The following is a 26,186-nucleotide window of genomic DNA, read 5'->3' as shown; positions in this document are numbered from 1 at the left end:
AAGGAAAAGGTTACAATGAAAAAACAATTTCATCTTCAAGATATTATTCTGATTACGATGATTGCGTTGATTTTTGGGGCGATTTTTGTGGGAACCGATTACTTGTACAACATTTTATCGGTAGCCGTGGGGCCCTTCGCTAATGAAATCCTGTTTGGCCTCTGGATCATGGCCGGTCCCTTAGCCATTTACTTGACCCGGATTCCCGGTGCGGCAGTCGTGGGTGAAGTGCTAGGGGCAGCTGCTGAAGTTATCTTTGGTGGGACCTTTGGGATCGCTGCGCTGCTTTCAGGAATCGTTCAAGGCATTGGCAGTGAACTGGGATTTGCCATCTGGCGGTACAAAAACTGGGGCTGGGCTAGTTTGTTGACCTCATCGATTACAACGACGATCGTGGCGTTTACCTATGAGCTGTTCAAACTCGGCTACATCCACTATTCCATTGGCATGATCGTGGCGTTATTTACCGTGCGGCTGATCTCAGTGATCTTCTTTGGGACGATCGTCGTTCACAGTGTGTTCAAGCTATTGGACCGAGCCCATGCTTTACGTCATCTGGGGCCCGAAAAATAGTAAGTGTAGATAGTTGCATCTGACCGCCAAACTGCGTATTTTTTAGGCAGGCGTTAAGTTAATGTCACCTACTTTGGAGGTATGGAAAATGTTAAAAATTGACGATTCAATTGCGCGGTTAGCTTGGAATACGGAACATCACTTCTTACACATTCAAGCGCAGCATGACTTTATGCGTGCTTGGGCAATTCAGTTTGAACTGGGGTATACTGATTTGCGGATGATTCAGTTCGCTTTGCAGTTAGCAGAGCCCAGTCAGTCTGAGTTACTGACGCAGCTAACCACGGCTTATCAGCAGGTATATCAATACGAATATGCCTTTGTGGCTGGTGGACTTGAAGGCTTCAACCAGCAGTTTGGTAATCAGATGGCCGATTATGAAAAGGCTGAAAAACAGTTACTGCAGGTTTTAGATCAGATCAAGGCACTTTCAGATTAAATGAATTTGCGGAAGAAGCTGTGACGAAACTCGGTAGATTCCAGAATTTAACCCCAAAAATGCTTATTCCGGCGAACTTTGTCGGGATAAGCATTTTTGGGGTTAAATGGCCGGAATCTGAGTTTTGGCATGCGATTAGACTATATTGAAGTATTGAATAAATAGACGTTTTTTTGCTAGTTTCAGTTAAGAAGTCAGTTGAAATACTTACCAATATCAACTTAAGTCACAAGCTCTTTTGGCTATTATTTGATGGTCATGTGATAACATGATGAAAACGGTTAATTATGGTCAGCTAGTTTAAATTGGGGGGTGGCGACGGATGGTTCATAAAATTTGGCAGCAGTTTCCACAAGTTGAACAGCAGTTAGACCAGTTACAGCCCTATTTGCTGGCAGCGGTGAAGTTACCGAATCAGTCCATTCAGCGACAGATCGTTGCTTTGCTGCAGTCTGGCGGCAAATTATTAAGGCCCGGATTCTTTTACCTGTTTAGTGAATTTGGCGACCAGCACGATGCCACCACTTTGCGTGCGGGTGCGGCTGCCTTGGAGCTGCTGCACGTGGCCACCTTGATTCATGATGACGTTATTGATCACTCACCGCTGCGTCGTGGTGTGACCACGATCCATACCCTATATGGTTCCCGCAATGCGATTTATGCCGGCGACTATCTGTTCACGATTTATTTTAATGAAGTTTTGAAAACGACGCATGATCTGGCAGAACTGCAGTTAAATATCGATAGTATGCGCACTATTTTGATCGGCGAACTGGAGCAGATGAAGTTAAACTATCAGTGTAATGTGTCTGAAGAGGACTATTTTCGTGAAATTAGCGGTAAAACAGCCACCCTGTTTTGGCTAAGCTGTCGCCAAGGTGCAGTGTTAAGTCAATGTGATACCGGGGTGGTTGAACTGGCCGGTAAGATTGGCATGACGATTGGCAAAGCTTTTCAGATCCTAGACGACATTCTCGATTACGATGGTCAGTCGCAAAAGATGCAAAAACCGGTTTTGGAAGACCTTAAGGAAGGGGTTTATTCGCTACCGCTGATCTTAGCGATGAAAAATGACGGGGACGCTTTTAAACCCTACCTCAATAAGAAAACGGCGATGACCGTCACTGATGTACAAACTGTCCAGCGGCTAGTTGTTCAGCATCAGGGCGTTAACCAAGCACGAAATCGGGCTAGTGAGCTGACACAGCAGGCTTTAAGTCTTATTGATCAGCTACCGGAGCATCCCGTTAAGACGGATTTAAAGGCGCTGACGAAGCTGCTGCTGAAACGAGATGAATAGGGTGATGAGCCGATTAGTCCGTGGCGAGCTGACATTATCCCGTTAAGAGCCCGTGAAATGTGACTATTTTAACCTAGAAGCCTCATTATTAGTCGTAATTATGGTATGATTTATAACAGAAGAATTATTGAGCGATAGTGCCGAAAAATCAGTAATGTTTGGCACGCTTACAAGGAGGCAACGCATATGTCTGAAGAAGTGGATAAGAAATTATCACCCGTTGAAAATAAGGTTCTCGCTGCACTAGAAGATGTGATCGATCCAGAATTGGGGATCGATATGGTCAATTTAGGGTTGATCTACAAGATTAACGTTGATGACAAAGGGAACTGCGTGATCACGATGACTTTGACCACCATGGGCTGCCCAATCGGGAATTTGCTCGCCGACTCGATTTCCGAAGCGGTGACCTCAGTAGAAGGCGTCAACACCTGTGACATTGATTTGGTCTGGGAACCCGCGTGGAGTATTGACCGGATGAGCCGGTTTGCAAAGGTCGCTTTAGGGATTCATGAGTAATCGATAAGGATAGGGTTGATTTTAATGGATATTGCAAGATTTGTTGAGCGACGTAAATCGCTGCACATTTCGCAGGTCAGAATGTGTGAGGGGATTTGTACCCAGTCGACACTGAGTAAGTTTGAAAGTGGCGGCCACGTGCCATCGCTGAAAATTTTATCAAAGCTCTGTGCTAGGATTGGCCTCTCCATTGATGATTTAAATGAATCGAATAAGATCAGTGCTAACCAGCTCAAGACCAATTTGGATTCGCTTGAACGCGATCTTGTAATGGAAAATTATCAATGCGTCTTAAAGGGTCTCTCAAAGATTGATGAACAGCAGTTAGATTCGATTTTATTAAAAATGCAGTTCTATTACTTACGGGGCTTGATGGGGGCGTTGATCAATCAGCCCCCCGAAGAGGTACTGTACGATTTTTCACAGATTTTAAATGATCTGGATGAGACCCACGAAACCATTTTCACCCAACTGGTTTACGTTGGTTCTGGCGTGATGTATAACCGGCTTAAACAAACGGACCGCGCTAATTTCTACTTTAAGAAAGTCCATGCGTTTATCCGCAACGTGTTAAAGGATGAAAAACTTTACTTTAACCGAGTCGGCGATAATTACTTGCGGCTGCTGACAATGATCTTCTTTACGGCGAGTTACTACAATTCTGTGGGCCAGCTGACGGCCAGTGAAAAACTGGTTGCGCAGGGGGTTAATATGTGCTCGCAGCATCACGTGACCTATTTTCTGCCACGACTGAAGTTCTTAGCCGCTAAAAATGCGATTGAACAAAAACAGGATAAGGCGGTCATTGAACGTTTGATCAATGAAGTTTTCGCCTTTGCACGAATTAATGAAAATCAAGTGATCGAGGTTAAAGCCGCTGCCTTAAATACCCGGTATGAGAAGGGTGAATCGTTAGTGGATCTAACGCCGTAATCGAAGACGCATGCCGTGGTGAAATGACCGTGGCATGCGTTTTGCGTCTAATTACTTGCGAATTGGAATAAACTAAGCTATTCTCAATTTAAATACAATTGGGAGGCTTTCTGATGGAATTAACAGTAACGGATTATAATATTTTGGATGCAATTGCTTCGGGTAAGGTTGAACCGGGGACAAGTACACGGCACTTTGTGGATTATTGTGACAACGCGATTGGCGGCGATCCGCAACCATTGATCGATGCGGGTTACATTGATGCTGATCCCTATATTAATGGGTTAACGGAAAAGGGACGGCAGGCACTTGCCAACCGACCAAAATAAGGTTGATTTTAGTAACTACCAACGTGCTCAAACAGCGATTTTGATGCAGCTTCAGCAATGGCATTGGCAGATCACTTACGTCGAAGAGGCGGTGCGTAAGCAAGGTGATTTTGAACTGGTGACGCTGGAAAGTCAGCAGCTGCGGCGTGCTATTCGGGATAATTATCAGGCTAATCAGCGATTGTCCAGACGAGAACCACTGGCAGCTCAGCGACTGCACCGGCGGTATTTGCAAGTGCTGTTAGATTTATCAAGTGAAATTGTTTCAATCCCAACGAAATCAATGGCTTATTATGATCTGATCGGGTTTAAAGATCACTTATTGCAGGCAATTGATTACATTGAAGACAATTCACCAGCGAAAGGGGTCTAAACTGAGATGCAGTTACTGATCAGTGATGTTTCTGAATTACACATCCGGGATCGAAAAGCGGAAATTAAGTTGTTTTTCGCTAGTATTGGTTACCAGCTTTCGGCTAGTGGTGAAGATTTGCTGTCACTGACCAGTGAATTTGCTCAACTCAGTGTTCAGCCACCGGTCACGTTTGTCCGGTATGATCAGGACCACTTTTTAAGTATCCGTGCGAACGGTAAGAATATGCAGCTGCCGTATGCAAAACAGCCGCAAAACCGGCGCGGGCTTTGAGGCTGTCTGGACTTAGATTATTTAATTGGGTTATATTAAGATCGTCAAATTTATATTGCCTAATCGGGCTACAACAGGCAGAGAGCTGTATGCAAGGAAGGAGCAACAGAAACCCCAAGTTCACGGTTTCCGTTCTTTCGTTTACATTGCCTAATCGGGCTACAGTGAGCAGAGAGCTGTATGTAAAAGCCGAAGAGTAAAACCCCAAAGTTCGGGGGTTCCACTCTTCGGCTCTTACATTTCGCTCTCTAAACGCTCACTTACGCACCTTGCCTAAAACTTCTTCGACACCTTATAAGGTTTTGATTCACCCAGTTCGTTGTCGTGGGTAATTTCATTATCTGACAGGAAAATATCGAACTGTTTTTGGCTTTCCATACCCTTAACAACTAGAATATGGCCGTCTTGAAGATGATTCTCGCGATAGATCTGGGCACTCCTCACCGCTTCATCATAGTCATGAAAATTGGCAATTGAATCGCCAGGGTTGAAAAATATAAGATTGTCCATTAAAATCACTCCATTCATGGTTCAATTACATTATACCGCATCCCGTAATCGCTTTCATGCTGGGAGTTTAAAGAAAACGTTATAAGCCACGATGTTTCCTAGTATTACAGCGGTTTTTTTGATAAAATATACTTTGTTTTAAATCACGTCTTTCATATCATTATATTAATTAAGACGTGCTATCGGCGCGTATCATGCGTCGCGTGAAATGGTAAATAAATGCTAAAAAAGGGGATTACAACATGTGTGGATTTGTTGGTTACGTCAACCAGACAGATGTGCCTAGCGATACGATCGTGAAGATGGCCAACCGGATTCGTCACCGTGGACCTGATGATGAAGCTTATTTTAACGATGACAAGGTCTCAATGGGGTTCCGTCGTCTATCAATTATTGACCTTGCGCATGGTAAGCAACCCATGTATAACCAGGATCAAACTAAAGTTTTAACTTTTAATGGTGAAATTTATAACTATCAAGATATTCGCAAAGAACTGCAAGATTTAGGCTACGAATTCCGTACCGACGTGGATTCAGAAGTTTTGATCCACGGTTACGATGCTTGGGGCCCAGAATTGCTCCAGCATTTACGCGGGATGTTTGCATTTGCTATTTATGATTCTAAGACTGGCGAAGTTTTTGGTGCCCGTGACCACTTTGGTATCAAGCCACTTTACTATTACGATGACGGCAAGACGTTCCTATGGGCTTCTGAAATCAAAGCGTTCTTGGAACATCCTAACTTCAAGAAGGAATTCAACGAAGACCTGTTAGCAATTCATTTGAGCTTTGAATTTATTCCTTCAAAAGACACGATGTTTAAGAACGTCTTCAAGTTGATGCCTGGCCACTACTTTATTCATAAGGCTGACGGCCATACCGAAACCCATGAATACTACAAGTTCAACTATGACAATATCGATGAGAACCAAACCATCGAAGGCGACGCGAAGAAAATCCGTAAGCTCGTTGACGAATCAGTTGATGCGCATATGATCGCCGATGTTGAAGTCGGCAGCTTCTTATCCAGTGGGATCGACTCCAGCTACGTTTTAAACGAAGCCGCTAAGTTAAAGCCCATCCAGTCATTTTCTTTGGGCTTCCATAACTCAAAGTACAGTGAATTGAGCTGGTCAACGGAATTTGCTAAGGAAATCAAGCAGGAAAATACACCGTTGACCATGACTGGTGATGACTATTTCGACATCTTGCCAACCATTATGTACTACATGGATGAACCATTATCGAACCCTTCAGCCATGCAGCTGTACTACCTGTCAAAGGGGACTCGTCAACACGTGAAGGTTGCTTTGTCAGGTGAAGGTGCCGATGAATTCTTTGGTGGCTACAACACTTACTTGGAAGCTAAGCCGTTCGAACGCTATCAAAAATACGTGCCAAAGTTTGTCCGTAAGGGATTGGCTAAAGCCGTGGTTAACCTACCAAGATTCCATGGCCGCCGTTTCTTAGTCCGTGGTGCTGAACCGTTGAGTGAACGCTACTATCGGGTCAACTACGTCTTTGATTACCACGATCGTGAAAAGATCTTGAAGAACCCTGATCTGAACCGGGATGCTGGTGAATACACCAAGCATATCTTCGATGACGTTAAGGGCAAAGATGAAATGACGCAGATGCAGTATTTTGACATCAACACTTGGCTGCCTTATGATATCTTGCACAAGGCTGACCGGATGAGCATGTGTAATTCATTGGAAGTTCGGACACCGTTGGTTGATAAAGAAGTCGCTAAGTTTGCTTCGACCATGCCAATTAAGACCAGAATTCGCGGTACTGAAACCAAGGTTTCTCTGCGAACTGCTGCCTTATCTGAACTGCCAGAACGAATTGCGAAGAAGGAAAAGATGGGCTTCCCATCTCCAATTGCTAGCTGGATCAAGGAAGATAAGTACCGTAAACGGATCGAAGAGGCCTTTACCTCGGACGTTGCTAAGAAGTTCTTCAACACCGATGCCTTACTTGATATTTTGCAAGAACATATCAACGGTAAGTCATCGATGCAAAAGATTTTCACGATCTACACCTTTATTCTCTGGTATCAAGTTTACTTCCCAGAAGATACTTCTGCAGATACGATCAGCAAGGTTCACCGGACGGATATCGACAAGATTCCAGTCGCTAACTAAACTGCACATTTCAATATGAAACCGGCTGAAATGTCGGTTTCTTTTTGAATAAAATTGTGAAACAATAGAGTCTAGGACTCAATTATTGGAGATGAATTAGCCATGTCACTTGATATTACCCAAGTGGTGACTTTATTACGGGAACATGATTTATTAACTGCTGTGACGACTTCTGAACACGATCAAAAGTTCTCACACGTGACTTACAATTCAAAAACGGTTCAACCGGATACGCTGTTTTTTTGTAAGGGTAATTTTAAAGCCGCTTATTTGGCGGATGCTAAACGGGCGGGCGCTACGGCTTACGTCTCTGAAACGCGCTATAACGAGGGTGAAGGGATGACCGCCATCCTTGTTAGCGATATTCAAAAAGCGATGTCGATACTGGGCGCTGCCTTTTACGACTATCCGCAAAATGACCTGTTTGTGATTGCTTTTACCGGAACCAAGGGGAAAACCACGTCTTCTTATTTCACATACGGTATCGAACGGCAGCACACCCACGACCGGGTAGCACTATTTTCAACCATTGACCGTATCGTGGGTAACGCACCGGAAGACCGTTTCAAATCGCATTTAACGACGCCTGAATCACTGGACCTATTCCATGACATGCGCCACGCGGTGGATAACGGGATGACCCATTTGGTAATGGAAGTCTCATCACAGGCTTACAAGAAAAACCGGGTCTATGGTCTGCGGTATAACGTGGGGATCTTCCTCAACATTACACCAGACCATATCGGTGAAAATGAACACCCAACCTTTGCGGATTACTTACATTGTAAAGAGCAGTTGTTAGTCAACTCTGACAAATGCATTATTAACGCCGAAACGGATCATTTAGCTGATATCTATTACGCAGCGAAAACAACGACCCAGCCAGAAAATATTTATCTGTACGCGCGTGAAGGTGCTAAGGTTCAGCTGCCTTTGGACTTGGACGTGACCTTTAAGAACACCAACGAAACTTTGCACCAAAGTGATTTTAAAGTGTCGGCACAGTCTGACAAGGGGAAGGCACTTTCAATCGATGGCAGCTATGAACTGCACATTGCCGGTGACTTTAACGAATCTAACGCGGTAAGTTCCATCATGGCCAGCGCCATTGCTGGTGCCAGCTACGAGGATGCTAAAACCGCGTTGATTGGCGTTCACGTGCCTGGCCGGATGGAAATGGTCACCAGCAAGAACCACGGGACAATTTACATCGACTACGCGCATAATTACGCTAGTTTGAAAGCCCTGTTGACCTTTTTGGAGGCGCAGACGGATGCCGGCCGCGTGATCGTGGTCGTTGGCAGTACTGGTAACAAAGGCGTTTCTCGTCGCGCAGGATTTGGCAAGGCACTGAGTGAAAAAGCGAATATTGCCATTTTAACGACGGACGATCCCGCGTTTGAAGATCCAAAGAAGATTGCTCAAGAAATTGACGCGCACATCGATCATGATCGGGTGCAGGTTAAATTCGTGATGGATCGCGCAACGGCGATTAAAACCGCGATTGAAATGAGTACTAAAGACGACATTGTCGTGCTAGCTGGGAAGGGCGAAGACGCCTACCAGAAAATTAACGGTGTCGATACGCCTTATCCAACGGACGTGACGATTGCCAAACAGGTTGTGGAGGAACTTTAGAAAATGCAAGAAACACCAAAATTTACCCCGATTTTACTGGGGAGCGACTTTAACGTTTACGGGATGGCACGGTCATTTTACAAGCTTTACCATCAGCCCGTTAAGGCGATTGCTTCAATTCAGTTGGCACCAACACGCTACACGAAAATCGTTGATTTGGAACTGATCCCCGGTTTTGCTGAAGATCCAATTTGGATCGATTCCATGCGTAAAATCAAGGAACGGTACCGTGACCACAAAGAACCCGTCATTTTGATTGGCTGTGGTGACGGTTATGCTGAACTGATTGCCAAGCACAAGGATGAACTTTCTGATGTGTTCGTTTGCCCATATATCGACTACGATATGTTGAAGCACTTGAACAACAAGGAACGCTTCTATGAAGTCTGTGACAAGTACAAGTTGCCGTATCCCGCAACTCGGACGATCTCCAAGGCTGATCATGAGAATCAGGACCAAGTTGAGCAGCCGTTTGACTATCCAGTTGCCTTGAAGCCAGCTAACAGTGTGGAATGGCTCGACGTGCATTTTGAAGGCCGGAAAAAAGCCTTCCGGATCCAATCCCGAGAAGAATTCGACAAGGTGCTGAATGCAGCTTATTCTAACGGCTACAAGTCCGACTTTATTTTGCAGGACTTCATTCCTGGCGATGACAGCAACATGCGCGTGTTAAACGCCTACGTTGATCAGCACCATCACGTTAAGATGATGTGTCTTGGCCATCCCTTACTGGAAGATCCAGCACCATCCGCTATTGGTAACTACGTCGCCATTTTGCCGGAGTATAACGAAAAAATCTACAAGCAGATTCAAGACTTCTTGGAAAAAATTAAGTTCACCGGCTACGCTAACTTTGATATGAAGTATGATAGTCGTGACGATACGTTCAAATTATTTGAAATTAACTTGCGCCAGGGCCGCAGCAGTTTCTTCGTGACGCTGAATGGCTATAATCTGGCTGACTGGGTCGTCAAAGACTACGTGAAGCAAGATCTAGTTGACCAGCCCACAGTGTACGGTAACAAGGACGAATCCAAGCACGCGCTTTGGTTAGGAGTTCCCGTGAAGGTCTTCAAAAAGTACGCTCGCGAAAACGCCGACAAAGACCACGCGCTAGAACTGATTCGCGCGGGCCGTTATGGCACAACGTATCATTACTCAGAAGATATGAACTTGAAGCGCTGGGCGTTGATCAAGTGGATGAATCATAACTACACGAAGAACTTCGACCGGTACTTCGCTGAAAACAAAGGGTGAGTACAATGAAACACTTCTTTACGATTATTGGCGGGATGGGCACGGAAGCTACCGAAACCTATATCCACCAGCTGAACGAACGGACACCTGCGAACCGTGACCAGGATTATTTGAACTACATCTTGGTCAACCACTCAACGGTGCCTGACCGAACGGCTTACATTAAGGATCACAGTCAGCCCAATCCATTGACACCCTTAGTGGCAGACATTAAGGATCAGAGTAAATTAGGGCCAGATTTCTTTGCGTTACCATGTAACACGGCACATTACTTCTATGATGAAATGCAGGCGGTGACTGATATTCCCATCCTGCACATGCCACGTGAAGCGGTTAAAGAGATCAAGACTAAGTATCCCAACGCGCACAAGATTGGTCTGATTGCCACTGAAGGGACGATTTTTGATCATATTTACGATCAAGAAATCAAGGCTGCCGGCTATGAATTTTTGGCACCCAGTCGCTCCGTACAAGACCAGACGAATCAGCTGATCTACGATAACATCAAGGAAAACAACCACGTTGACCGCAAGCTCTATCATGGGTTGGTTCAGCAGATATTTGACGAGACTGGCTGTGATGCTTTAGTGCTTGGCTGCACTGAACTGTCACTGGCGCAGGACCGTGAACCAGTCACCGATAAGCCGATGATCGATAGTCAATCGATTTTGGTTGACCGGTCATTGGAACTGGCTTTGAAGACGCAAAAACAGTGAGTGTGAGCTAGCTTGATTCAATGACAAAAAAGAGTGAATTTCCGATTATGGAAATTCACTCTTTTAGTATGCAATGATTTATATCGAATGCAGTGTCAACAAAACGCTAACTGCAGCCGTGATGAGGACCAAGATGGTGATGCCAACGCTCCAGGCAATGGATAGCGAATGTTCTTGTTTATGACCGAATGCTATTTCAATAATGATAATGACTAACACTGCCAGTATGCCCTTTAAGGAGACTAACAGTGGCGCGTGGTGGAAGGTACGGATCATTAGGACCACCATGCCAGTTGCCATGATGAGATAGACGATGCGGTCTAAAATGAGGAACTGGGCGATGCGTTTTTCGGATGTTCGATTAAGCCCGATGATGGTTATGGGAATGAGGAGTATCAAACTGACAAAGTAAATGCTGAGCCACATGTGATCACGTCCTTGCGTAAAATTAGGTGCATATTAGTATTCATGCCGTTATTAAACTGTTATCTTAAGTCTATCACGCTGAGAGCGTGAAACGTACTGCCATTTAGAAATTTTAAGTAAAGTTATATTTCCCTATAAAGTTCAACGAATGTGGTGTTAAGACTTGTATTTCCTAAAGATATTTGTTATTATCTTTTTCATCATGCGAAGTGGAGGAGAATAACTCATGGCTGAACATAAAATCGGTGATTACGTACAGGGCACTAAATTTGGCTCTTTCGTACACGACTTTGAAGGTGAAATCGAGAAGGTTTATGAAAACTCGGTTTTAATTCATATTTTATCATTTGACGATGAAGATCGTATTCTGGTCGGTGAACTCAACAACCGCGCAATTGTGCGTAAAGAGGACGCCAAACCAGTTAAAGCAAAGGCAGAGTAACCAGATTACAGCTAGCTATTTCAGAAAAGTTCATTTTTATGCAAATGATGCTGACAAAATGCGCCTAGTATGATAATATAGTTAGTGTTGTGCGGGTATAGTTTAGTGGTAAAATCCAAGCTTCCCAAGCTTGAGTCGCGGGTCCGATTCCCGTTACCCGCTTAAGAAAACAATGCGGTGCAAAGCTGACCTGAGAGGGTTGGCTTTTTTGATATTTAATTATAATGAAGTAAATTTAGAAAAGTACCAATAGCACAATTTCTGATTGACTAGCTGTAATGTTTGGGTTTGAACGTCAGTCGTCCGGTAGTTTTTATGTAGTGATATTTGGATAAATTAGATTGAATTTTAAACGTATGACAATATTTTTCTTCTAAATCGTTGATGTACATTCAAACATCTGGCAAGATTAACCATGTAAATACTATTATGGAATGAAGTGAAGTTATGAAAGCTTTGTCGTTACGCTCAGACTACGCGCTTGATGTTTTGAGCGGTGATAAAACCATTGAATATCGATCTTGGCCCACTAAGTACCGTGGTGATCTGTTGATTTGTGCTACAGCACATAAAATACCTAAAACTATACCTGGGCACGCGCTAGTAGTGGTACGGCTTAAAGACGTAAAAAAGTTGGGTGATCATCAGTATGCATGGCAACTTGACCACCTGCGAGCGATTGAACCATTCCCGGTTAAAGGGCGGCAACGGCTATTTAACGTTGATGATAGCTTGATCAAGTACCATCCTGAAGTCGATGATGAAAATAACCCCAGTGAAGAGGTTATTAAGGCGTTTGCCCAAAAGTATTTGATACCAATACGCTATTGATTCTGCATTGGGTAATTTTGCGACTACTTTGATACATTAAAAAATATACATAGGAAGGGGGAGGCTGTATGGCCTCCCCCTTCCTATGTATATTTGTATATCAGTAAATATTCTGCTATCAAGCAAGTTATATTAAGCAGATCATAACCAAACAACTTTGGAGCGACAGCCAGCTATCTAGACAAACAAAAACGATTCGGTTTCAACTTATTATATAAACAATCATTACATTACTTCTTCGGTTCACAGCCCCGTTCATCCGCCGACAAAGGTTTCGTTTTCGGCACGTTCGGATACATCTTCGCGCGTAAACCATCATTGATCTGACGATATTTCGCTTCAGCTTTCGTATCTGGTCGATAGTAGGTTTTATTTTCCATCCCTTTGGGCATCAAACCCTTACCCCAAAAATGTTCTGGAAATTGATGGGCTGAGACAAAACCCACACCATGGCCTAAACTAAGCGCGCCTTTGTAGTGCATGTCACGGGTCATGTCAGGCTGTCGCCAGTCATCCTTCGCTGCGTCTTCGCGGGCAAATTCAATGGCTTTAGTCGAAGCGTTGGCTTTGGGCGATAGACACATTGCCACGGTCACAGCGGATAAAACCGATTGGGCTTTCGGCAAGCCTACATCTCTGGCCACTTGCAGAGCATCGATGACGGGTGTCCAGAGGTCAATGTTAGCCACACCGATGTCTTCAAACAGGCCGACTTCAATCCGGCGAATAGCGGATTCCATATCGTTGCCGTTCAGCAGCACACCCAATGCTAATAGGGCGGCGTTCACATCAGAACTTTTAATGGCTTCGCAATACCAGGCAATTGTATCGTAATGGCCGTCCTCACCGTTATCGATTTTTGAAGCACCAGCGCCTAATGTGGCATCAATGTGTTGTTCATCAAATGGCGCACCGGACTTCACTAAGATTTCCAGAGAGGATAAGGCCAAGCGTAGATCGCCATTGGTACGGTCAGCTAAATAAATTAATTTGGATTCATCAATCTTTTGAGCAGCTTCATATTTACCTAAGCCGCGGTCAGTGTCTTTTAAAGCTTGCTTTAAACCGGCTAAAATTTCATCTTTGTTCAATGGTTTTAATTCGTAAATAACCATTCGGCTGCGTAAAGCTGGCGGTAGGTTGATGAACGGATTTTCAGTCGTCGCACCAATTAGAGTGACGGAACCATCTTCTACGGATGCTAATAGCAGATCAACTTTAGGATGGTCTAACCGGTGAATTTCATCCACAAATAAGACGATCGGTTCGGTCTTGGCAACGGCTAACGCATTTTGTAAGTCAGCTTTGGTTCCATTGGCGGCATTAAAGTAGATAAATCGTCGGTTAGTACTGCCAGCTAACGCCTGTGCAATGGAGGTTTTACCAATGCCAGGCGGTCCATATAACAGCATCGAACTCAGGGTGTTAGCAGCGACCATCATTGAAATGGGTTTGCCGTCACCGATTAAATCAGTTTGACCGATCACTTCTTCAATTTTACGTGGGCGCATTCTATAAGCCAATGGCTGAACGTCTTTCAAGGAGCGGTTGGCTGATTGGCCATTACTTGAATCAGATGCGCCGTTTAATAATGATAATTGTTCGGTCATGTATTTACCTTCTTTACTTAAACCACAAACGTGCTCATTACGGATTTATAACCAATATCTGAAGTATCATCTTTGTCCGTAATAGGTTGCAGTTACAATTTAAAATGATTCTCAAACATAAACAAAGTTAGGTTTCACGTTAATTTAGTCATTTTGAGAACCACTTTCATATTATATAATTTATCATGTAAATAAGTGTAATGATTGCTTTAAAAATGATTCAAAATCAGATTTGAATATGGGTATAATTAGTTTTAAAAGCAGATTGACTATCAAAGGAGTGTGTAATTATGAAAAAATCAATTGTTAGCGTTGATGGTGTTAAATACGTGGTGACCCAGCCCGCTACCGATGAAATCTTTGAAAGTACCGTAATGGGTGTCAGTGAAACGATTAAAACCGTCCATGGTAAGGGGTATAAGCTGGATGGTGACCCTAACAAGTTATACGAAATTCAATGGATGGTAGACGGTGATCTTGACAGTAAAAGTGTTTCAGACTGGGTGCAGGATTGGGATACGGCGGATGCCGTTTTTGAGTTGGATTAGAAAGATGTTTTTTTATGGTGCTGGCTATGATCAGTTCATTTCCGGAAAACGGAAGAGTGTGATTTTATATCATATTATTAAAAATACCCGTGTCCGCTTTGGCGAATTTAATACTAAAATTCCTGGATGTGCCCAAGAATGTTAGCTCGGCAGCTTGCTAGATCACTGGCAGGCTGATAGAAGATATTTTGCTAATACAGCACAAAAAAGGATCAGCCCGAAAGGTTGATCCTTTAGTATTGAGCTACAGTATTCAGATTTATTTAAGCTGCCAAGTTTAACTGCTATACCAGCGACCGCTCACAGCTTCATTTGCGAAACTGACCGGTGTATAGTCCTTGCCTATTACTTATACGAACGGTGTTTCTACCGCGTTGATAATCAGTGAGTATCCATTTAAGAACTGATTTCAAAATGCTAGTAGTGAGCTGTTGTACCGCCGATTGGCTAAGCCGTATCTACGGTGTTAGTTTAGGCATTTTCTCGGGTTACTTTTCCGGGTCTAAAATAATATTGATATGACTGGTATCGTAAACCTGATACGGATTAGCGGTCAGATCGCCATTTTCGCGTACCTGTTGAACACATAAGGGGACATTTTCTTGCAAGAGTTCATTAGTTTTAGTCATGATTTTTAGATATTCCGCTGACCAGATTTTTCCGAATTCGGCACTATCCGTTTTGTCGGCTACTTTGGCGGTGGTGACTTGAAACGTGATGGTCTTCAAATCTTCGTCTAATTTGGTAATTTGGCGGTTTAAGCCGGGTAAATCGTCAATTTCATCGGCATGGCGGGGTAAACTGACAATGTTCATGGGAATCTGAACCACGTTAATATTGCCAGGTTCCGCGTCAGTAAGACTGCCAATGTAGTAGCCCTTAACGATTAGGCTTAAGACCATGACGCGAATATCGTTGAGTAAAATGGGCCGGGCACTGACTAAAGAATGGATGTCAAAGATGGGTTCGTGGGTAATCGGGTCATCGATATTGTCACTGGTCATCGAATTGGTAAATTTATTGATAGACCGCAGGAGCCGGTCAACTTTTTTATTTGGATGAAAGATTTTACGGCTTTTTGCCATGTTACGTACCTCCCAATTAGGTAATTTAGTTTTAGTATACGCTATATACCAATATAACGGATTAAAAAGGGTTATCTTAAACAGACGCAATTTTATGTATCGAAATTATCTATACACAGCAAATCATGGATCAAAATTGCTGAGTTCTTTGAACATTTTACATAGCTATACCATGATTTTTACCGTGGGCAGGCTGCTCTTGAATCGTGCTGGTATCGCTGATGGTTACTAAACGGCCCTGGATCATCAAAGCAGCCAGTCATTTATTAACGGTATTGCAGGCCACCAGGAATCCAGTTTTTAACAACCTGACTTACTTATCAGCCCAATACGTTACGGTAATTTTAACCTATCATTGTCTGTGATAATTAACATCTGCTATACTCAAGTCATCAATAATCTCAGTCATTAATGTAATAATTTTAATGGCGGTTATTCAAGACTTTAATTAGGGGAGGGCTTAAATTGCAAATGAAATTTAAAACGGCATTAGCTGGTTTCGCAGCTACGTTAGGCTTATTGGGTCTAACGGCAGTAACGGCTGATGCAGCCACTCAAAAGACAGCGTTTAAGAACGTGACGGAAGACGGGACTTTCTTCAATAACGAGTATACCAAGGTCACTCCATATCACTTGAAATCGACCAAAAAGTCGGCTTACATGTGGAACGACATGCACTCTCAGAAACTGTATAACTTGAAGAACTATTCTAGCTACACGTGGTACCAGCTGGCAACGGGTTACAAGGGCAAATCGAAGTACGTTCAGGTCTCTAACTTTCCGATGACTAAACGGGGCTGGGTCTGGGCTGGTTATCTGTCTAAGGGCTATAACAGCAAGCATTACCAGGTCACTAGCAAGCGATACGGTCAACCGACTTATGCTGGCGGATTTTTCCACGTTGCCAATGCTAACAAAAACGTTTATCTGTGGGATTGGTCACATACAAAGGTTCGTTTGAACTTGAAAGACTACACTAACCAATCTTTTCAGAAGCGCCACTCAGTGCGCATGAAGCATGACGGTAAGCAGACTTGGTATTCATACGTAGACGTTCAAACTAAGAAGGGTGTCGTGTCGGGTTACGTTGCTTCTAGCTTATTAGTACCCGGTAAGACCACCAACCACGCTAACACGGATATGGTCTACCCGGATGATTTCACCACCACCGCGGATTACCTAGAATATATCAAAGACAGTAATTACCAGAAGCTGACCCGTTCAATCATGGCGCTGTTCCCAAACACACCAGTTGATCTGGGTATGTCCCAAATTGCGGCTAACAACTATGCTGACAAGACACCTGTCGATGGTGACGACGATTTTGGTGAAGGAATTTCAACTCAGGGCTACAAGCAAATTGTTGGTTTTAGTCAGGTATCCGAGTATCTCTATGACAATCGTAATGCGTCAAACGATACCAAAATCGCCGGTGTCAAGAAGTTGCTGGATGAGGCCGGTTACACTCAGACCAAGCGAGATTCAATGTCTGACTACAAGCTGGGAATTTACAATATCAACAACATTAAGCTTCCCAATCTAAGTGGCCAAACGCCAGATGGCAAGATGGCCTGGTACGGTTTAGCAGTTGGAAAAGCTGAATAACATAGAAAAATCGTCATTTAATTGATGCATGGTAGAAGTTGAACTATAATTTCTCCGAATTGTGACAACTAAAAACAACGTGAGAGAGTCGCCAATACCAGAAATTGTAGACCCAGAAAAAAGTACCCCTAAAGTTAGAAATAACTTTGGGGGTACTCGTCACTTCAGTATTCCTGAGGTTTTCTTTAAATATCCTAGTTAACGTTAATCAGCTCATCCTGCATTTTGGCTAATTTTGTAGTCATGTAAACGTGGTAAGTATCCGGATTGGTCAACCGCTTAGTTTCATCTGGTAATTCAGCTAGGCATTGTTTACTGAATTTTTGAATCTCTAACGGACTAACAGCAGTTTGCTTCAAGTCAACTGGCTTTAACAGTGGCTGAGCATCAAATTCGGTTAATTTTTGAACTTTGCTGACACTGAGCGGATTACTATCGAAGGCATCGAGGTGGTGCTGATCAACCACATCTTCGTCAGCTAAGGCAATCAGGTCAGCAAAGGCGTCGTGAGTACCTTGATGGTAGAGCCGGTAAATCTGTTTTTGACCAGGAATGGTGACCTTTTCGCGACTATCACTGATTTTAATTTTCGGGATCAACTGACCGTTTTGCTCGATAGCGGCTAACTTATAAACGCCACTTAATACGGGTGCTGAAGCACTGGTGATTAATTTTTCACCAACCCCGAAGTTATCGATTGGTGCGCCTTGATGCAGTAACGATTCGATAATGTTTTCGTCTAAGGCGTTCGAAATCGTAATTTTAGCTTTAGGGAAGCCGGCTGCGTCTAACATGGTTCTCGCTTGACGCGCAAGCGAAGCAATGTCACCGGAATCGATGCGGATGCCCACGGGTTCGTGTCCCTTGGCGCGTAATTCCTTGAACACGGTAATGGCATTAGGAATACCAGAGGTCAGCACATCATAGGTATCGACCAGCAGAGCACTGTTGTCTGGATAATATTTCGCCCACTGACGAAAGGCGGTTAGTTCATCCGGATAAGCTTCGATCCAACTGTGGGCCATGGTGCCGGCAACTGGAATCGAAAATAACTTGCCCGCTAAAACGTTGGATGTGCTGGCAACACCGCCGATAACTGCGGCCCGGGCGCCATAAATGGCACTTTGAGGACCTTGCGCCCGGCGCGCACCAAATTCCATAATTGGCCGGTTACCAGCGGCGAAGGTCATCCGTCTAGCCTTGGTTGCAATGAGTGACTCGTGATTCAGGATGGTCAACAGCAGGGTTTCTAACAGCTGGGCCTGCGCAATTGGCCCTTCCACAGTCATTAACGATTCCCGTGGAAAAACGGGGGTGCCTTCAGGGATTGCTCGTAAGTGACAATCGAATTTAAAGGTGGCTAAGAAGTTTAAAAATTCCTCGTCCCAGAGATGAAGACTGCGGAAATAAGCGATGTCATCGGCTGTAAATGAAAATGGCAGTTCCTCGGTAATTTGCTGAAGTCCGGCAGTGATGACGAAGCTGCCTTGGTCCGGCACTTTCCGGAAGAAAATATCAAAGGTTGCTCGGGTATCGGGCAGATCCTTTTGAAAGCCATTGGCCATCGAAAATTCGTAAAGATCGGTTAATAAAGAAAGGTTAAGCATTACTGATCGTCCATTCTTTTCATGTTTAATTGGTGTCTTGACACCCCATGAAATATTGCCTATATCTTAGCATACCTGAGCGAAAAGGTTTAATCTAATTTAAATCGACGTTCCCATTAATCGCCTAGTTTGGTAAAATAATAGAGGAACGACAAGCGTATATCGTAATTTTTGTAAAGGAAGATGGTGTCTTGACAAGTACGGAAAGACGGTCACAGATTCAATCAGTTTTATCAACGAGTCAGTTGCCCATCAGCGCCAGTGAATTGGCCCACAGGTTTCACGTGAGCCGGCAAACGATTGTCGGTGATGTTTCCCTATTAAGGGCAGGGGGAGAAGCAATCGTGGCAACCTTGCGCGGCTATGAATATCAGAAAAAAGCGGCTCATGAAGCGGTTCTGGTCTGCCGGCATTTTCCCAATGACACTGCTGATGAGATGCGACGAATTGTTGAAGCAGGCGGGGTGATCGAAGACGTGGTGGTCGATCACCCACTGTACGGCCAGCTCAAAGCAACTTTACAGATCAGAGATATTGGTGACGTGAACCTGTTTGTGGCCAAACTGAAACAGCAAAGTGCGCACTTATTATCGGAACTCACGGATGGTGTGCATACCCATACGATCGCTTACGATACACCGGTGCAACTGGCTGCAATTCAGGCAACTTTGCGTGCAGCCGGTTACCTGTATGAAGATCATCAGGAATCAGATAAGTAATAATTTCAGGAGTTCCGGTGCGTTCTTCTATCAGACTATATAAAAGTGTTGCCAACTACATAAAAAGTGTTGCCAGCCACATATTTTCGTGATAAGCTCTACATTGTAAGTACCAACAGACAAAGAGTGTTGCAAAATTGTAAAACTTTCAGGGCGCTTCTCTTTTTTTGACACAGCAAGTTATTGAATGAGCATGATACTGGCTCCGTGATGCGAATCAAGTGGGCGATAGTGCTTAAGCAGCCATGCTGCTAAATCTATTGACCATCAGTTTCAGTTGCTAAATTACTGCCGATTTGACTGGCTAATGAAATGAAGGTTTGCTGGTCGCTTTTGGATAGGCCCTTTAACAGTGTCAATTCCGCATGATCAAGGATCTGTTTAACCTGATTGGCCACTAGCTGACCATGGCTGGTTAAAGAAACTAACGTGATACGGCCGTCAGCGGTTGATTTTGTGGTTGTTGCCAAGCCAGCTGAAACGAGTCGCGAAACCGATTTAGCAATCGTCGAATGATTCACAACGATGCGTTTGACAAGGTCATTTTGTGAAAGTTCGCCATAGTTCAGCAGTTCGACCAGAATGTTTTCTTGGCCGGGATAGATGCCAACGTGACGCAGCTGTTTGGTGACTAATGACCGGTAGCCGCTGATCATTCGCCAAAGGGCGGTAGTCGCCGGATAATTGATAGAGTCTTGCATGGGAACACTTCTTTCGAATGTTAGTAGTTACAGTTTAATGTAGCATTTAGCCTATCTAAATGCAATTTGTGAAGCTAAACTAAAAAGTCGGAGGAATGTACGATGTCAAAAGAGACAATTGTTACTTTAATTACTGGCGCTGAAAAAGGGCTTGGCCGTGAATATGCCGAACAGTTAGGCAAAAAGGGTCAGCACATTATTATCGGTGCCTATGATATGGAAACTGGTAAAAAGACCCAGGAAGCCTTAAGCGCTGAAGGAATCGCCGTTGATCTAGTTCACTGTGATATTACGGACCAAAGCACGATTGACAGTGCTATGGCAACGATTGACAAGAAATTTGGTTACCTGAATATTCTGTTTAACAATGCCGGTATTTCTGGTGGGGCACCAAAGAAGCCATCAGAAACTTCGCTCGCGTTTTTGCGAAAAGTCTTCGATACTAATTTTCTCGGGACAACCGCAATGATTCAAGCCGCTTTACCATTATTGAAGAAAGCACCATTTGGAAAGATCCTGAATGTTTCCAGCGAAATGGGCTCATTAACCGCTGCTATGAACCCCGATTCATTATTCTACCACCTGAATTCATTTGGTTACTCCGCTTCTAAGAGCGCTGTTAACTGGATCACGGTATCCTTTGCCAAAGAACTTGCAGAAACCAGTATCACTGTGAACTCGGTAGATCCCGGCATGACTGCAACTGATTTGGTGGACAAGAAGTCCTTTGAAGAACATGGTGCCCAATCAGTCAGTGATGGTGCTCGTCGTGGAATCGAAATGGCGAGTGATCCCAAGAATGACGCTAATGGGACCTTTACGCAAGAAGGCGGCACAGTTGCCTGGTAATTAAAGTTTTACTTAGAATCATAAAAATCGGCGCGAAGTCCAATTGGATTTCGCGCCGATTTTTGCTTCGGACTTATGAAGAACTATTTACCGCCACTGAGAAAATGATCAATGGCTTCATTAGCTGATTCGCGGTCAGTTTGTTTAAGGGTTGAAATGGGGATTCCAGCTGGACCGCTCAGCGCCAGGATAATGTCAAAGAATGGTGGCTTGATACCTAATTCATCTAGGTCATCCAGTGAAATCGTGTAACGAATTGAAGCTTCATCGTGATGTTCTACTTTTTGAATCCACTGCGGTTCGCGAATATTTTCCCGGCCAAGAGCGACCAGGTCAAAACCAGCGTCCGTTGCCTTGGCAGCATCTTCAGGGGTTTGAACATCGCCAACAACGATCATTGGTACCTTACCTTGCAGATGTTGCTTGATGGTTTCGTTTAAGGGCGTTGTGATGGACTTATCCGTTAACGACTTCCGCCAAACGTCACTCATTGAGACGTGCAGGTAGTCGATAGGCTGATCCTTTAAAACGTCGATAAATTTCAAGGTGTCATCAAAGGTGATCCCTGGTTTTTCGATTTCTTCAGGTGAAATTCGGTAGCCCACGATAAATGGCCGATCAGCGTATTTATCAACGGTTTCATTAACTTTTTTAATCACTGCTAGCGGGAATTTCATCCGTTTTTCAAAGGTGCCGCCCCATTCGTCGGTGCGTTGATTTGAATTAGGGGAGAAGAACTGTTGGATCAAATAGGTATTGGCACCGTGAATTTCCACGCCGTCAAAACCGGCCTGGATAGCCCGCCGAGTGGCTTCACCGAAGTCAACAATGGTCTGCTTAACTTCGTCAGAGGATAATGCACGTGGCTGTTCTGATCCTGCCCGAGCTGCCACGATTGGGCTGGCACTAACGGGTTGCTTGCCCCTTAGTATCGCAGTTGAGCTCATTCGACCAGCACTAAAAATTTGTAACACGGCTTTAGTGCCATTTTGCTGAATGGCTGAAGCCAGTTGGTGCAGGTCTGGAATGAACTTGTCATCAGCAGCGCTCAGCTGACCTTCAAAGCCTTTACCTTCGTCATTGACGTTGGCAACGGCAGTGATGTAAAGGCCAACACCGCCAGTATGTTTGCGGTAGTAGTTCAGCTCATCTGTCGTAACATGACCATCGTGAAACGCCATGCATTCGGTTAAAGGGGGAATGACAACTCGATTTTTCAACGTAATATCCTTGTTGAAAAACTTGAACGTGTTTAAAAATGAATATGACATTTAATAGCCCTCCGTTCTGTTGTGAAGCTTGTAATCGATCATTTGACTGACAAAGGTTATAACGTCAAAGCTCTTATATTGAATAAGATGACTTTGTGATTATTATAACATGGCATTAGACTAACAAGGGCGTTTTGCTTGATATATTCGGTGTTAAAGGATCAATCCGCCGTAAAAAATTTCATATTAAAGAAAATTAATTGCCGAAAAATTCGGTTAATTTAGAACCTAGTATTGGTGTTTTAGGAGTTTTTGATCCCGGTTTGTTGATATTTAAGCCTTGTGGTCGGGGTAGAGAATACTATCTTTAAAGATACCATCGCCCCAAATTTCGGATTCACTGAGGGTCGCTTCAATCAATTCGATTGGTTGCCCATTGACTAGTATCATGGCACATTGATAACCAGCGAAAGGCTGGTAAAGTGGCATGATGATGGTTTCTTTTTTCAATGCGGATTCAATATCATCTGTGGTGAAGGCCACGTGTGGTTCAGTCTGAATCCGAGAATCCAAAGTACATTTTGGCCCGAAAGCGTGCAGTTCTACCGGAATCGTGAGGAGATTAGCTTCGTCTAGCGAATACATATCCCAAAGCGGGCTATATTTAGTTGCCGGATTATTTTTAATTTGTGTTAGTGGTACGGGGCGGCCAATGTGGTGAAATTTTAAGTTTGAGTTCAAAAAAAGACTTCCTTTTATTCTTCGTTATATTCAATATACCATTATCGATAATCAAGCAGATAATTAACTTTTGAAGTTATATCTGCCGTTTGCGTTTAAAACAAAGACTGATGCTAATTGATAAAATGGCTATCGGCAATGCTGCCAAATAAGCTTGGAAAAATGATTTTGAAATTAGATTCTTAGTGTGTCCTTTGATATGATGTGAGGCGATAATCATCGTATGCTGAATTTGTTGCGTTCGTTGCAGTACACGTTGACGAACTTTTTGTCTGATTTTAATTTGTGCGCTGGCTGGTAACTGTGACCCACCAGCTTTTTGAATGGCTTTCGTCGATTCAGTTTTAACTATCATATCAATCTGTTTAGCGCTTTGCGTACCATTGACCATGGCAGTTTTACCTGAGTCACCACCTTCCTGAATCGTTTGGGTTGCCTGATCAACGAAATGAGCTCGAACACTAGTTGGCAGTTTCAAGGTCTTGCTATAGCTTATGGTATCTTTTACCGCTTGTTTTTTGGCGGATTGGATATTGGCTGTTAATGCCGACACAAAAATGGCCACGGCCAATAATGTACCAACCTGCTTAATGACCCCCAGGACACTCTGAGAAGCGGTCAGCATTTCGCCAGTAAAGTTCGATGCACCCAAAATCATGATGGGACCAGCAATAATGCCGAATCCAGCACCCACAATGCTGCAACCGATAATTAACTGCCAGTATTGATTAGGATCCATTACCGACAATACCGCATAACCTGCCGCCAGTGTCCCCATGCCAGTAAAGACCATCATTCTTGGTCCCAGCCGGCCCAGTAATCTGCCACTAATTGGGGCCATTAAGAAGGTCATCACAGACATTGGTGTAATTAAAAGCGCTGCTACTAGTTCCGTGTGGTCTTGAACGTTAGTCAGGAATGTCGGTAAAATCACACTGACGCCCACAATCAGCATTTGAGCAATGATTGAAGCTAAGGTTGCGCCACTAAACTGACGACTGCTAAATAGCTCTAAAGGCACCATCGGATGGGATGCTCGCCGTTCAACGAAAACAAAGATCAGCATGCTAATGGCAAACACAACAAATAATAGCCAAATTTTGGGATTTTTCCAGCCAATTGAACGACCGTAAATCAACCCAAGCGTCAAGCTAAACAACATGATCATCGCAATGAACATACCTAGCATATCAACATTTTGTTTGGTTTCGTGTTTCGGTGCAGTCATTGGTAGTAGCCATATACAAAGCCCCACCGCGATTAATCCTAACGGGACGTTGATCCAAAATACCCAGCGCCAGCCCAGAAAAGTGGTTAAAACACCACCAACTGAGGGGCCTAATGTGGCAGCCAGACCTTGTGTCATTCCAAGAATGGTTAACGTCACTGAACGGTCTTTTAATTCAGTAGCGCCTAATCCAATGGTCATACTAGATGGAAAGACAACGGCAGCACCAAGTGATTGAACGGCTCGACCAATGACCAATGCCCAGACTACTGGTGCACCTGCTGAAATTATCGAGCCAGTCACGAAGAGGGCTAAACCAATCAAGTAAACGCGGTTACGACCAAATTGATCAGCAATTTGACCTAGTGGAATGGTCAAAACTGCAAATAAAATGGTGTAAATGTTCAGTGCCCAAGTCAATGAATTCAAGCTGACGTGAAGACCAGATTGAATTGCGGGTAACGCAATATTCATAATAGTTGTATCTAACATACATAAGAAAATGCCAATCGCCATTGTCCAGACGACTAGCCAACGTTTTTTCATTAATCAATTACCTCCTGTACTTCAAAAAAGGTTGCTTTGGAAGCATAACATCGACTAAAATGAGACTAAATCTTTCGTAGACAAATTGGGGGTTATTGTCAACCATGTCACCTGCAGAACGTAAACGAAAAGCGCTGTTAGCAACCAGCCAAGCGCTTTTAGACCTATTAAACACGAAACCAGAAGATACCATTTCAATCACTGAACTTTGTCAGCAAGCAGGGGTCTCACGTGCCTATTACTACAAGCATTTCACGACCTTTGATGATGTTCTTAGTCAAGCAATTTTGATGCGTAATGTTGATTATTTAAGATCTTTACCACCGGTTTCATCCAGTCAAACAAGCGTCATGATGACGCGGTATTTTCAGATGATTATTCGGGAGAGTAAGTTGAATCTGATATTGTTCAAAGTCGGTAAACAAGATGTGCTGTTGAATTCATTTGGGACCGTTCAAGAATATCTATACAGTCATGGGTATATCGAATTAGCGGGTCGAGCAAGTATTAATCGCAGTTATTGGGTAGATTTTCTTGCTGGAGCAGTTGTCAATATGTCAAAACAGTGGCTGCAAACGGGTGTCAAAGAAACTCCGGAACAAATGGGACGACTAGTCGCTGATTTCTTATCGGCGCGTTAAGTTCTTTAAATAAGTGATTGTATATACCACATAAAAACGGCTTCGTTGCAATGCAATATTGCAGTGAAGCCGTTTCTATTATTTCATCTGTCAATTCGTCAGAGAATAGAAGTTAGTTTTAAAGACATTGAATAATGGGCAGATTACAGTGTGACTGAAGAATTGATGGAACAAGGAGAGTAGCGTTCACTTTTAACAGTTAGCTCAATGCTTATACATAAAATTGGTAAGTTACCTGCTGAAATAATGTGGTTTAAAATTTTTTATTTTTTGCTGTTTAGTGTTGATGAGCAATCATCACACTATTTTTATACGGTTAATGAAATTCCAATTTTTCAATCTTAGCTATGCATAAACAGAATGGATAATTTGTGAAACAATGCCAGTTA

28 protein-coding genes and 1 tRNA gene are annotated in these 26,186 nt (G+C 43.6%); 20 read left to right on the top strand and 9 right to left on the bottom strand.

Annotated elements, in window-relative coordinates; all coding sequences use genetic code 11:
• Nucleotides 1-15: 15 nt before the first annotated feature.
• From CES79_RS06895 to CES79_RS06860, 8 genes are all read left to right on the top strand, one after another.
• The gene (locus CES79_RS06895) at nucleotides 16-573 is read left to right on the top strand and encodes an ECF transporter S component (RefSeq protein ID WP_089136722.1); all 558 of its coding nucleotides are present in this window, start codon (nucleotides 16-18) and stop codon (nucleotides 571-573) included.
• A gap of 88 nt (nucleotides 574-661) precedes the next feature.
• Complete coding sequence (locus CES79_RS06890) at nucleotides 662-1,012, top strand: hypothetical protein (protein WP_054654339.1); 351 nt, start codon at nucleotides 662-664, stop codon at nucleotides 1,010-1,012.
• Nucleotides 1,013-1,334: 322 nt separating this feature from the next.
• Nucleotides 1,335-2,312 carry a polyprenyl synthetase family protein gene (locus CES79_RS06885; RefSeq protein WP_054654337.1) on the top strand — a complete coding sequence of 326 codons (978 nt, stop codon included), beginning with the start codon at nucleotides 1,335-1,337 and terminating at the stop codon, nucleotides 2,310-2,312.
• A gap of 186 nt (nucleotides 2,313-2,498) precedes the next feature.
• On the top strand, nucleotides 2,499-2,831 hold the full coding sequence (locus CES79_RS06880; RefSeq protein WP_054654335.1) for a metal-sulfur cluster assembly factor: 333 nt from the start codon (nucleotides 2,499-2,501) through the stop codon (nucleotides 2,829-2,831).
• A 24-nt stretch (nucleotides 2,832-2,855) separates the two neighbouring features.
• Complete coding sequence (locus tag CES79_RS06875) at nucleotides 2,856-3,764, top strand: helix-turn-helix domain-containing protein (protein ID WP_089136721.1); 909 nt, start codon at nucleotides 2,856-2,858, stop codon at nucleotides 3,762-3,764.
• 113 nt (nucleotides 3,765-3,877) lie between these two features.
• Nucleotides 3,878-4,093 (top strand): hypothetical protein, encoded by a 216-nt coding sequence (locus CES79_RS06870; RefSeq protein WP_054654333.1) that lies wholly within the window; start codon nucleotides 3,878-3,880, stop codon nucleotides 4,091-4,093.
• Nucleotides 4,074-4,466 carry a hypothetical protein gene (locus CES79_RS06865; protein ID WP_054654331.1) on the top strand — a complete coding sequence of 131 codons (393 nt, stop codon included), beginning with the start codon at nucleotides 4,074-4,076 and terminating at the stop codon, nucleotides 4,464-4,466. Before CES79_RS06870 ends, CES79_RS06865 begins: the two co-directional genes overlap by 20 nt.
• Before the next feature lie 6 nt (nucleotides 4,467-4,472).
• Nucleotides 4,473-4,739 (top strand): hypothetical protein, encoded by a 267-nt coding sequence (locus tag CES79_RS06860; protein WP_054654329.1) that lies wholly within the window; start codon nucleotides 4,473-4,475, stop codon nucleotides 4,737-4,739.
• Nucleotides 4,740-5,012: 273 nt separating this feature from the next.
• On the opposite strand, the gene CES79_RS06855 is transcribed toward CES79_RS06860, so the two are convergent.
• Entirely contained in the window at nucleotides 5,013-5,249 is a 237-nt protein-coding gene (locus CES79_RS06855) for a hypothetical protein (protein WP_054654327.1), read from the bottom strand.
• Between the two features lie 242 nt (nucleotides 5,250-5,491).
• Between CES79_RS06855 and asnB the strand changes: the two genes are divergently transcribed.
• The 4 genes from asnB (at nucleotide 5,492) to CES79_RS06835 (ending at nucleotide 11,007) form a co-directional block, all read left to right on the top strand.
• Nucleotides 5,492-7,396: an asparagine synthase (glutamine-hydrolyzing) gene (gene asnB / locus CES79_RS06850; RefSeq protein ID WP_054654325.1), complete on the top strand. Its 1,905-nt coding sequence runs from the start codon at nucleotides 5,492-5,494 to the stop codon at nucleotides 7,394-7,396.
• 102 nt (nucleotides 7,397-7,498) lie between these two features.
• On the top strand, nucleotides 7,499-9,034 hold the full coding sequence (locus CES79_RS06845) for a UDP-N-acetylmuramoyl-L-alanyl-D-glutamate--2,6-diaminopimelate ligase (protein ID WP_089136720.1): 1,536 nt from the start codon (nucleotides 7,499-7,501) through the stop codon (nucleotides 9,032-9,034).
• A 3-nt stretch (nucleotides 9,035-9,037) separates the two neighbouring features.
• The gene (locus tag CES79_RS06840; RefSeq protein ID WP_089136719.1) at nucleotides 9,038-10,291 is read left to right on the top strand and encodes a carboxylate--amine ligase; all 1,254 of its coding nucleotides are present in this window, start codon (nucleotides 9,038-9,040) and stop codon (nucleotides 10,289-10,291) included.
• A 5-nt stretch (nucleotides 10,292-10,296) separates the two neighbouring features.
• Nucleotides 10,297-11,007 (top strand): aspartate/glutamate racemase family protein, encoded by a 711-nt coding sequence (locus CES79_RS06835; protein WP_054654323.1) that lies wholly within the window; start codon nucleotides 10,297-10,299, stop codon nucleotides 11,005-11,007.
• A gap of 78 nt (nucleotides 11,008-11,085) precedes the next feature.
• Here the strand turns inward: CES79_RS06835 and CES79_RS06830 are convergent, their stop codons facing one another.
• Nucleotides 11,086-11,433, bottom strand: coding sequence for a DUF1516 family protein (locus tag CES79_RS06830; protein WP_089136718.1), 348 nt, complete (start codon nucleotides 11,431-11,433; stop codon nucleotides 11,086-11,088).
• A 226-nt stretch (nucleotides 11,434-11,659) separates the two neighbouring features.
• Here CES79_RS06830 and CES79_RS06825 point away from each other — a divergent pair, with 226 nt between their 5' ends.
• The 3 genes from CES79_RS06825 to CES79_RS06815 all read left to right on the top strand — a co-directional run bounded on the left by CES79_RS06825 (nucleotide 11,660) and on the right by CES79_RS06815 (nucleotide 12,706).
• Nucleotides 11,660-11,875 (top strand): hypothetical protein, encoded by a 216-nt coding sequence (locus CES79_RS06825; RefSeq protein WP_054654322.1) that lies wholly within the window; start codon nucleotides 11,660-11,662, stop codon nucleotides 11,873-11,875.
• A gap of 91 nt (nucleotides 11,876-11,966) precedes the next feature.
• Nucleotides 11,967-12,037, top strand: a tRNA-Gly gene (locus tag CES79_RS06820).
• A 285-nt stretch (nucleotides 12,038-12,322) separates the two neighbouring features.
• The gene (locus tag CES79_RS06815; protein WP_089136717.1) at nucleotides 12,323-12,706 is read left to right on the top strand and encodes an ASCH domain-containing protein; all 384 of its coding nucleotides are present in this window, start codon (nucleotides 12,323-12,325) and stop codon (nucleotides 12,704-12,706) included.
• A 230-nt stretch (nucleotides 12,707-12,936) separates the two neighbouring features.
• On the opposite strand, the gene CES79_RS06810 is transcribed toward CES79_RS06815, so the two are convergent.
• Nucleotides 12,937-14,316: an AAA family ATPase gene (locus CES79_RS06810; RefSeq protein ID WP_089136716.1), complete on the bottom strand. Its 1,380-nt coding sequence runs from the start codon at nucleotides 14,314-14,316 to the stop codon at nucleotides 12,937-12,939.
• A 290-nt stretch (nucleotides 14,317-14,606) separates the two neighbouring features.
• Here CES79_RS06810 and CES79_RS06805 point away from each other — a divergent pair, with 290 nt between their 5' ends.
• Nucleotides 14,607-14,864: a hypothetical protein gene (locus tag CES79_RS06805; RefSeq protein WP_054654317.1), complete on the top strand. Its 258-nt coding sequence runs from the start codon at nucleotides 14,607-14,609 to the stop codon at nucleotides 14,862-14,864.
• Nucleotides 14,865-15,352: 488 nt separating this feature from the next.
• On the opposite strand, the gene CES79_RS06800 is transcribed toward CES79_RS06805, so the two are convergent.
• Nucleotides 15,353-15,949: a hypothetical protein gene (locus CES79_RS06800; protein WP_089136715.1), complete on the bottom strand. Its 597-nt coding sequence runs from the start codon at nucleotides 15,947-15,949 to the stop codon at nucleotides 15,353-15,355.
• A gap of 465 nt (nucleotides 15,950-16,414) precedes the next feature.
• On the opposite strand from CES79_RS06800, the gene CES79_RS06795 reads away from it, so the two are divergent.
• Complete coding sequence (locus CES79_RS06795) at nucleotides 16,415-17,554, top strand: D-alanyl-D-alanine carboxypeptidase (protein WP_089136714.1); 1,140 nt, start codon at nucleotides 16,415-16,417, stop codon at nucleotides 17,552-17,554.
• Between the two features lie 194 nt (nucleotides 17,555-17,748).
• Here CES79_RS06795 and CES79_RS06790 read toward each other — a convergent pair whose 3' ends face one another.
• Nucleotides 17,749-19,161 carry a nicotinate phosphoribosyltransferase gene (locus tag CES79_RS06790; protein ID WP_054654311.1) on the bottom strand — a complete coding sequence of 471 codons (1,413 nt, stop codon included), beginning with the start codon at nucleotides 19,159-19,161 and terminating at the stop codon, nucleotides 17,749-17,751.
• Between the two features lie 191 nt (nucleotides 19,162-19,352).
• Between CES79_RS06790 and CES79_RS06785 the strand changes: the two genes are divergently transcribed.
• Nucleotides 19,353-19,880 carry a transcription repressor NadR gene (locus CES79_RS06785; RefSeq protein WP_089136713.1) on the top strand — a complete coding sequence of 176 codons (528 nt, stop codon included), beginning with the start codon at nucleotides 19,353-19,355 and terminating at the stop codon, nucleotides 19,878-19,880.
• 257 nt (nucleotides 19,881-20,137) lie between these two features.
• Here the strand turns inward: CES79_RS06785 and CES79_RS06780 are convergent, their stop codons facing one another.
• On the bottom strand, nucleotides 20,138-20,581 hold the full coding sequence (locus tag CES79_RS06780; protein WP_054654309.1) for a MarR family winged helix-turn-helix transcriptional regulator: 444 nt from the start codon (nucleotides 20,579-20,581) through the stop codon (nucleotides 20,138-20,140).
• A 102-nt stretch (nucleotides 20,582-20,683) separates the two neighbouring features.
• On the opposite strand from CES79_RS06780, the gene CES79_RS06775 reads away from it, so the two are divergent.
• Nucleotides 20,684-21,430 carry an SDR family NAD(P)-dependent oxidoreductase gene (locus CES79_RS06775; RefSeq protein WP_054654307.1) on the top strand — a complete coding sequence of 249 codons (747 nt, stop codon included), beginning with the start codon at nucleotides 20,684-20,686 and terminating at the stop codon, nucleotides 21,428-21,430.
• An 83-nt stretch (nucleotides 21,431-21,513) separates the two neighbouring features.
• Here the strand turns inward: CES79_RS06775 and CES79_RS06770 are convergent, their stop codons facing one another.
• From CES79_RS06770 to CES79_RS06760, 3 genes are all read right to left on the bottom strand, one after another.
• The gene (locus CES79_RS06770) at nucleotides 21,514-22,701 is read right to left on the bottom strand and encodes an NADH-dependent flavin oxidoreductase (protein WP_089136712.1); all 1,188 of its coding nucleotides are present in this window, start codon (nucleotides 22,699-22,701) and stop codon (nucleotides 21,514-21,516) included.
• A 273-nt stretch (nucleotides 22,702-22,974) separates the two neighbouring features.
• Entirely contained in the window at nucleotides 22,975-23,382 is a 408-nt protein-coding gene (locus CES79_RS06765) for a hypothetical protein (RefSeq protein ID WP_054654306.1), read from the bottom strand.
• A 76-nt stretch (nucleotides 23,383-23,458) separates the two neighbouring features.
• The gene (locus tag CES79_RS06760) at nucleotides 23,459-25,156 is read right to left on the bottom strand and encodes an MFS transporter (RefSeq protein ID WP_089136711.1); all 1,698 of its coding nucleotides are present in this window, start codon (nucleotides 25,154-25,156) and stop codon (nucleotides 23,459-23,461) included.
• A gap of 104 nt (nucleotides 25,157-25,260) precedes the next feature.
• On the opposite strand from CES79_RS06760, the gene CES79_RS06755 reads away from it, so the two are divergent.
• Nucleotides 25,261-25,797, top strand: a complete 537-nt coding sequence (locus tag CES79_RS06755; RefSeq protein WP_054654304.1) for a TetR/AcrR family transcriptional regulator — start codon at nucleotides 25,261-25,263, stop codon at nucleotides 25,795-25,797.
• Nucleotides 25,798-26,186 lie beyond the last annotated feature (389 nt).

This window comes from Secundilactobacillus silagei JCM 19001 (assembly GCF_002217945.1).
GTDB classification, from domain to species: Bacteria; Bacillota; Bacilli; order Lactobacillales; family Lactobacillaceae; genus Secundilactobacillus; species Secundilactobacillus silagei.
This window is presented reverse-complemented; position numbering and strand designations above follow the sequence as displayed.

Excerpts from the sequence above, each read along its gene's own strand:
- CES79_RS06895 (WP_089136722.1), top strand. The coding sequence starts at position 16 with ATGAAAAAACAATTTCATCTTCAAGATATTATTCTGATTACGATGATT.
- CES79_RS06890 (WP_054654339.1), top strand. The coding sequence starts at position 662 with ATGTTAAAAATTGACGATTCAATTGCGCGGTTAGCTTGGAATACGGAA.
- CES79_RS06885 (WP_054654337.1), top strand. The coding sequence starts at position 1,335 with ATGGTTCATAAAATTTGGCAGCAGTTTCCACAAGTTGAACAGCAGTTA.
- CES79_RS06880 (WP_054654335.1), top strand. The coding sequence starts at position 2,499 with ATGTCTGAAGAAGTGGATAAGAAATTATCACCCGTTGAAAATAAGGTT.
- CES79_RS06875 (WP_089136721.1), top strand. The coding sequence starts at position 2,856 with ATGGATATTGCAAGATTTGTTGAGCGACGTAAATCGCTGCACATTTCG.
- CES79_RS06870 (WP_054654333.1), top strand. The coding sequence starts at position 3,878 with ATGGAATTAACAGTAACGGATTATAATATTTTGGATGCAATTGCTTCG.
- CES79_RS06860 (WP_054654329.1), top strand. The coding sequence starts at position 4,473 with ATGCAGTTACTGATCAGTGATGTTTCTGAATTACACATCCGGGATCGA.
- CES79_RS06855 (WP_054654327.1), bottom strand. The coding sequence starts at position 5,249 with ATGGACAATCTTATATTTTTCAACCCTGGCGATTCAATTGCCAATTTT.
- asnB (WP_054654325.1), top strand. The coding sequence starts at position 5,492 with ATGTGTGGATTTGTTGGTTACGTCAACCAGACAGATGTGCCTAGCGAT.
- CES79_RS06845 (WP_089136720.1), top strand. The coding sequence starts at position 7,499 with ATGTCACTTGATATTACCCAAGTGGTGACTTTATTACGGGAACATGAT.
- CES79_RS06840 (WP_089136719.1), top strand. The coding sequence starts at position 9,038 with ATGCAAGAAACACCAAAATTTACCCCGATTTTACTGGGGAGCGACTTT.
- CES79_RS06835 (WP_054654323.1), top strand. The coding sequence starts at position 10,297 with ATGAAACACTTCTTTACGATTATTGGCGGGATGGGCACGGAAGCTACC.
- CES79_RS06830 (WP_089136718.1), bottom strand. The coding sequence starts at position 11,433 with ATGTGGCTCAGCATTTACTTTGTCAGTTTGATACTCCTCATTCCCATA.
- CES79_RS06825 (WP_054654322.1), top strand. The coding sequence starts at position 11,660 with ATGGCTGAACATAAAATCGGTGATTACGTACAGGGCACTAAATTTGGC.
- CES79_RS06815 (WP_089136717.1), top strand. The coding sequence starts at position 12,323 with ATGAAAGCTTTGTCGTTACGCTCAGACTACGCGCTTGATGTTTTGAGC.
- CES79_RS06810 (WP_089136716.1), bottom strand. The coding sequence starts at position 14,316 with ATGACCGAACAATTATCATTATTAAACGGCGCATCTGATTCAAGTAAT.
- CES79_RS06805 (WP_054654317.1), top strand. The coding sequence starts at position 14,607 with ATGAAAAAATCAATTGTTAGCGTTGATGGTGTTAAATACGTGGTGACC.
- CES79_RS06800 (WP_089136715.1), bottom strand. The coding sequence starts at position 15,949 with ATGGCAAAAAGCCGTAAAATCTTTCATCCAAATAAAAAAGTTGACCGG.
- CES79_RS06790 (WP_054654311.1), bottom strand. The coding sequence starts at position 19,161 with ATGCTTAACCTTTCTTTATTAACCGATCTTTACGAATTTTCGATGGCC.
- CES79_RS06780 (WP_054654309.1), bottom strand. The coding sequence starts at position 20,581 with ATGCAAGACTCTATCAATTATCCGGCGACTACCGCCCTTTGGCGAATG.
- CES79_RS06775 (WP_054654307.1), top strand. The coding sequence starts at position 20,684 with ATGTCAAAAGAGACAATTGTTACTTTAATTACTGGCGCTGAAAAAGGG.
- CES79_RS06770 (WP_089136712.1), bottom strand. The coding sequence starts at position 22,701 with ATGTCATATTCATTTTTAAACACGTTCAAGTTTTTCAACAAGGATATT.
- CES79_RS06760 (WP_089136711.1), bottom strand. The coding sequence starts at position 25,156 with ATGAAAAAACGTTGGCTAGTCGTCTGGACAATGGCGATTGGCATTTTC.
- CES79_RS06755 (WP_054654304.1), top strand. The coding sequence starts at position 25,261 with ATGTCACCTGCAGAACGTAAACGAAAAGCGCTGTTAGCAACCAGCCAA.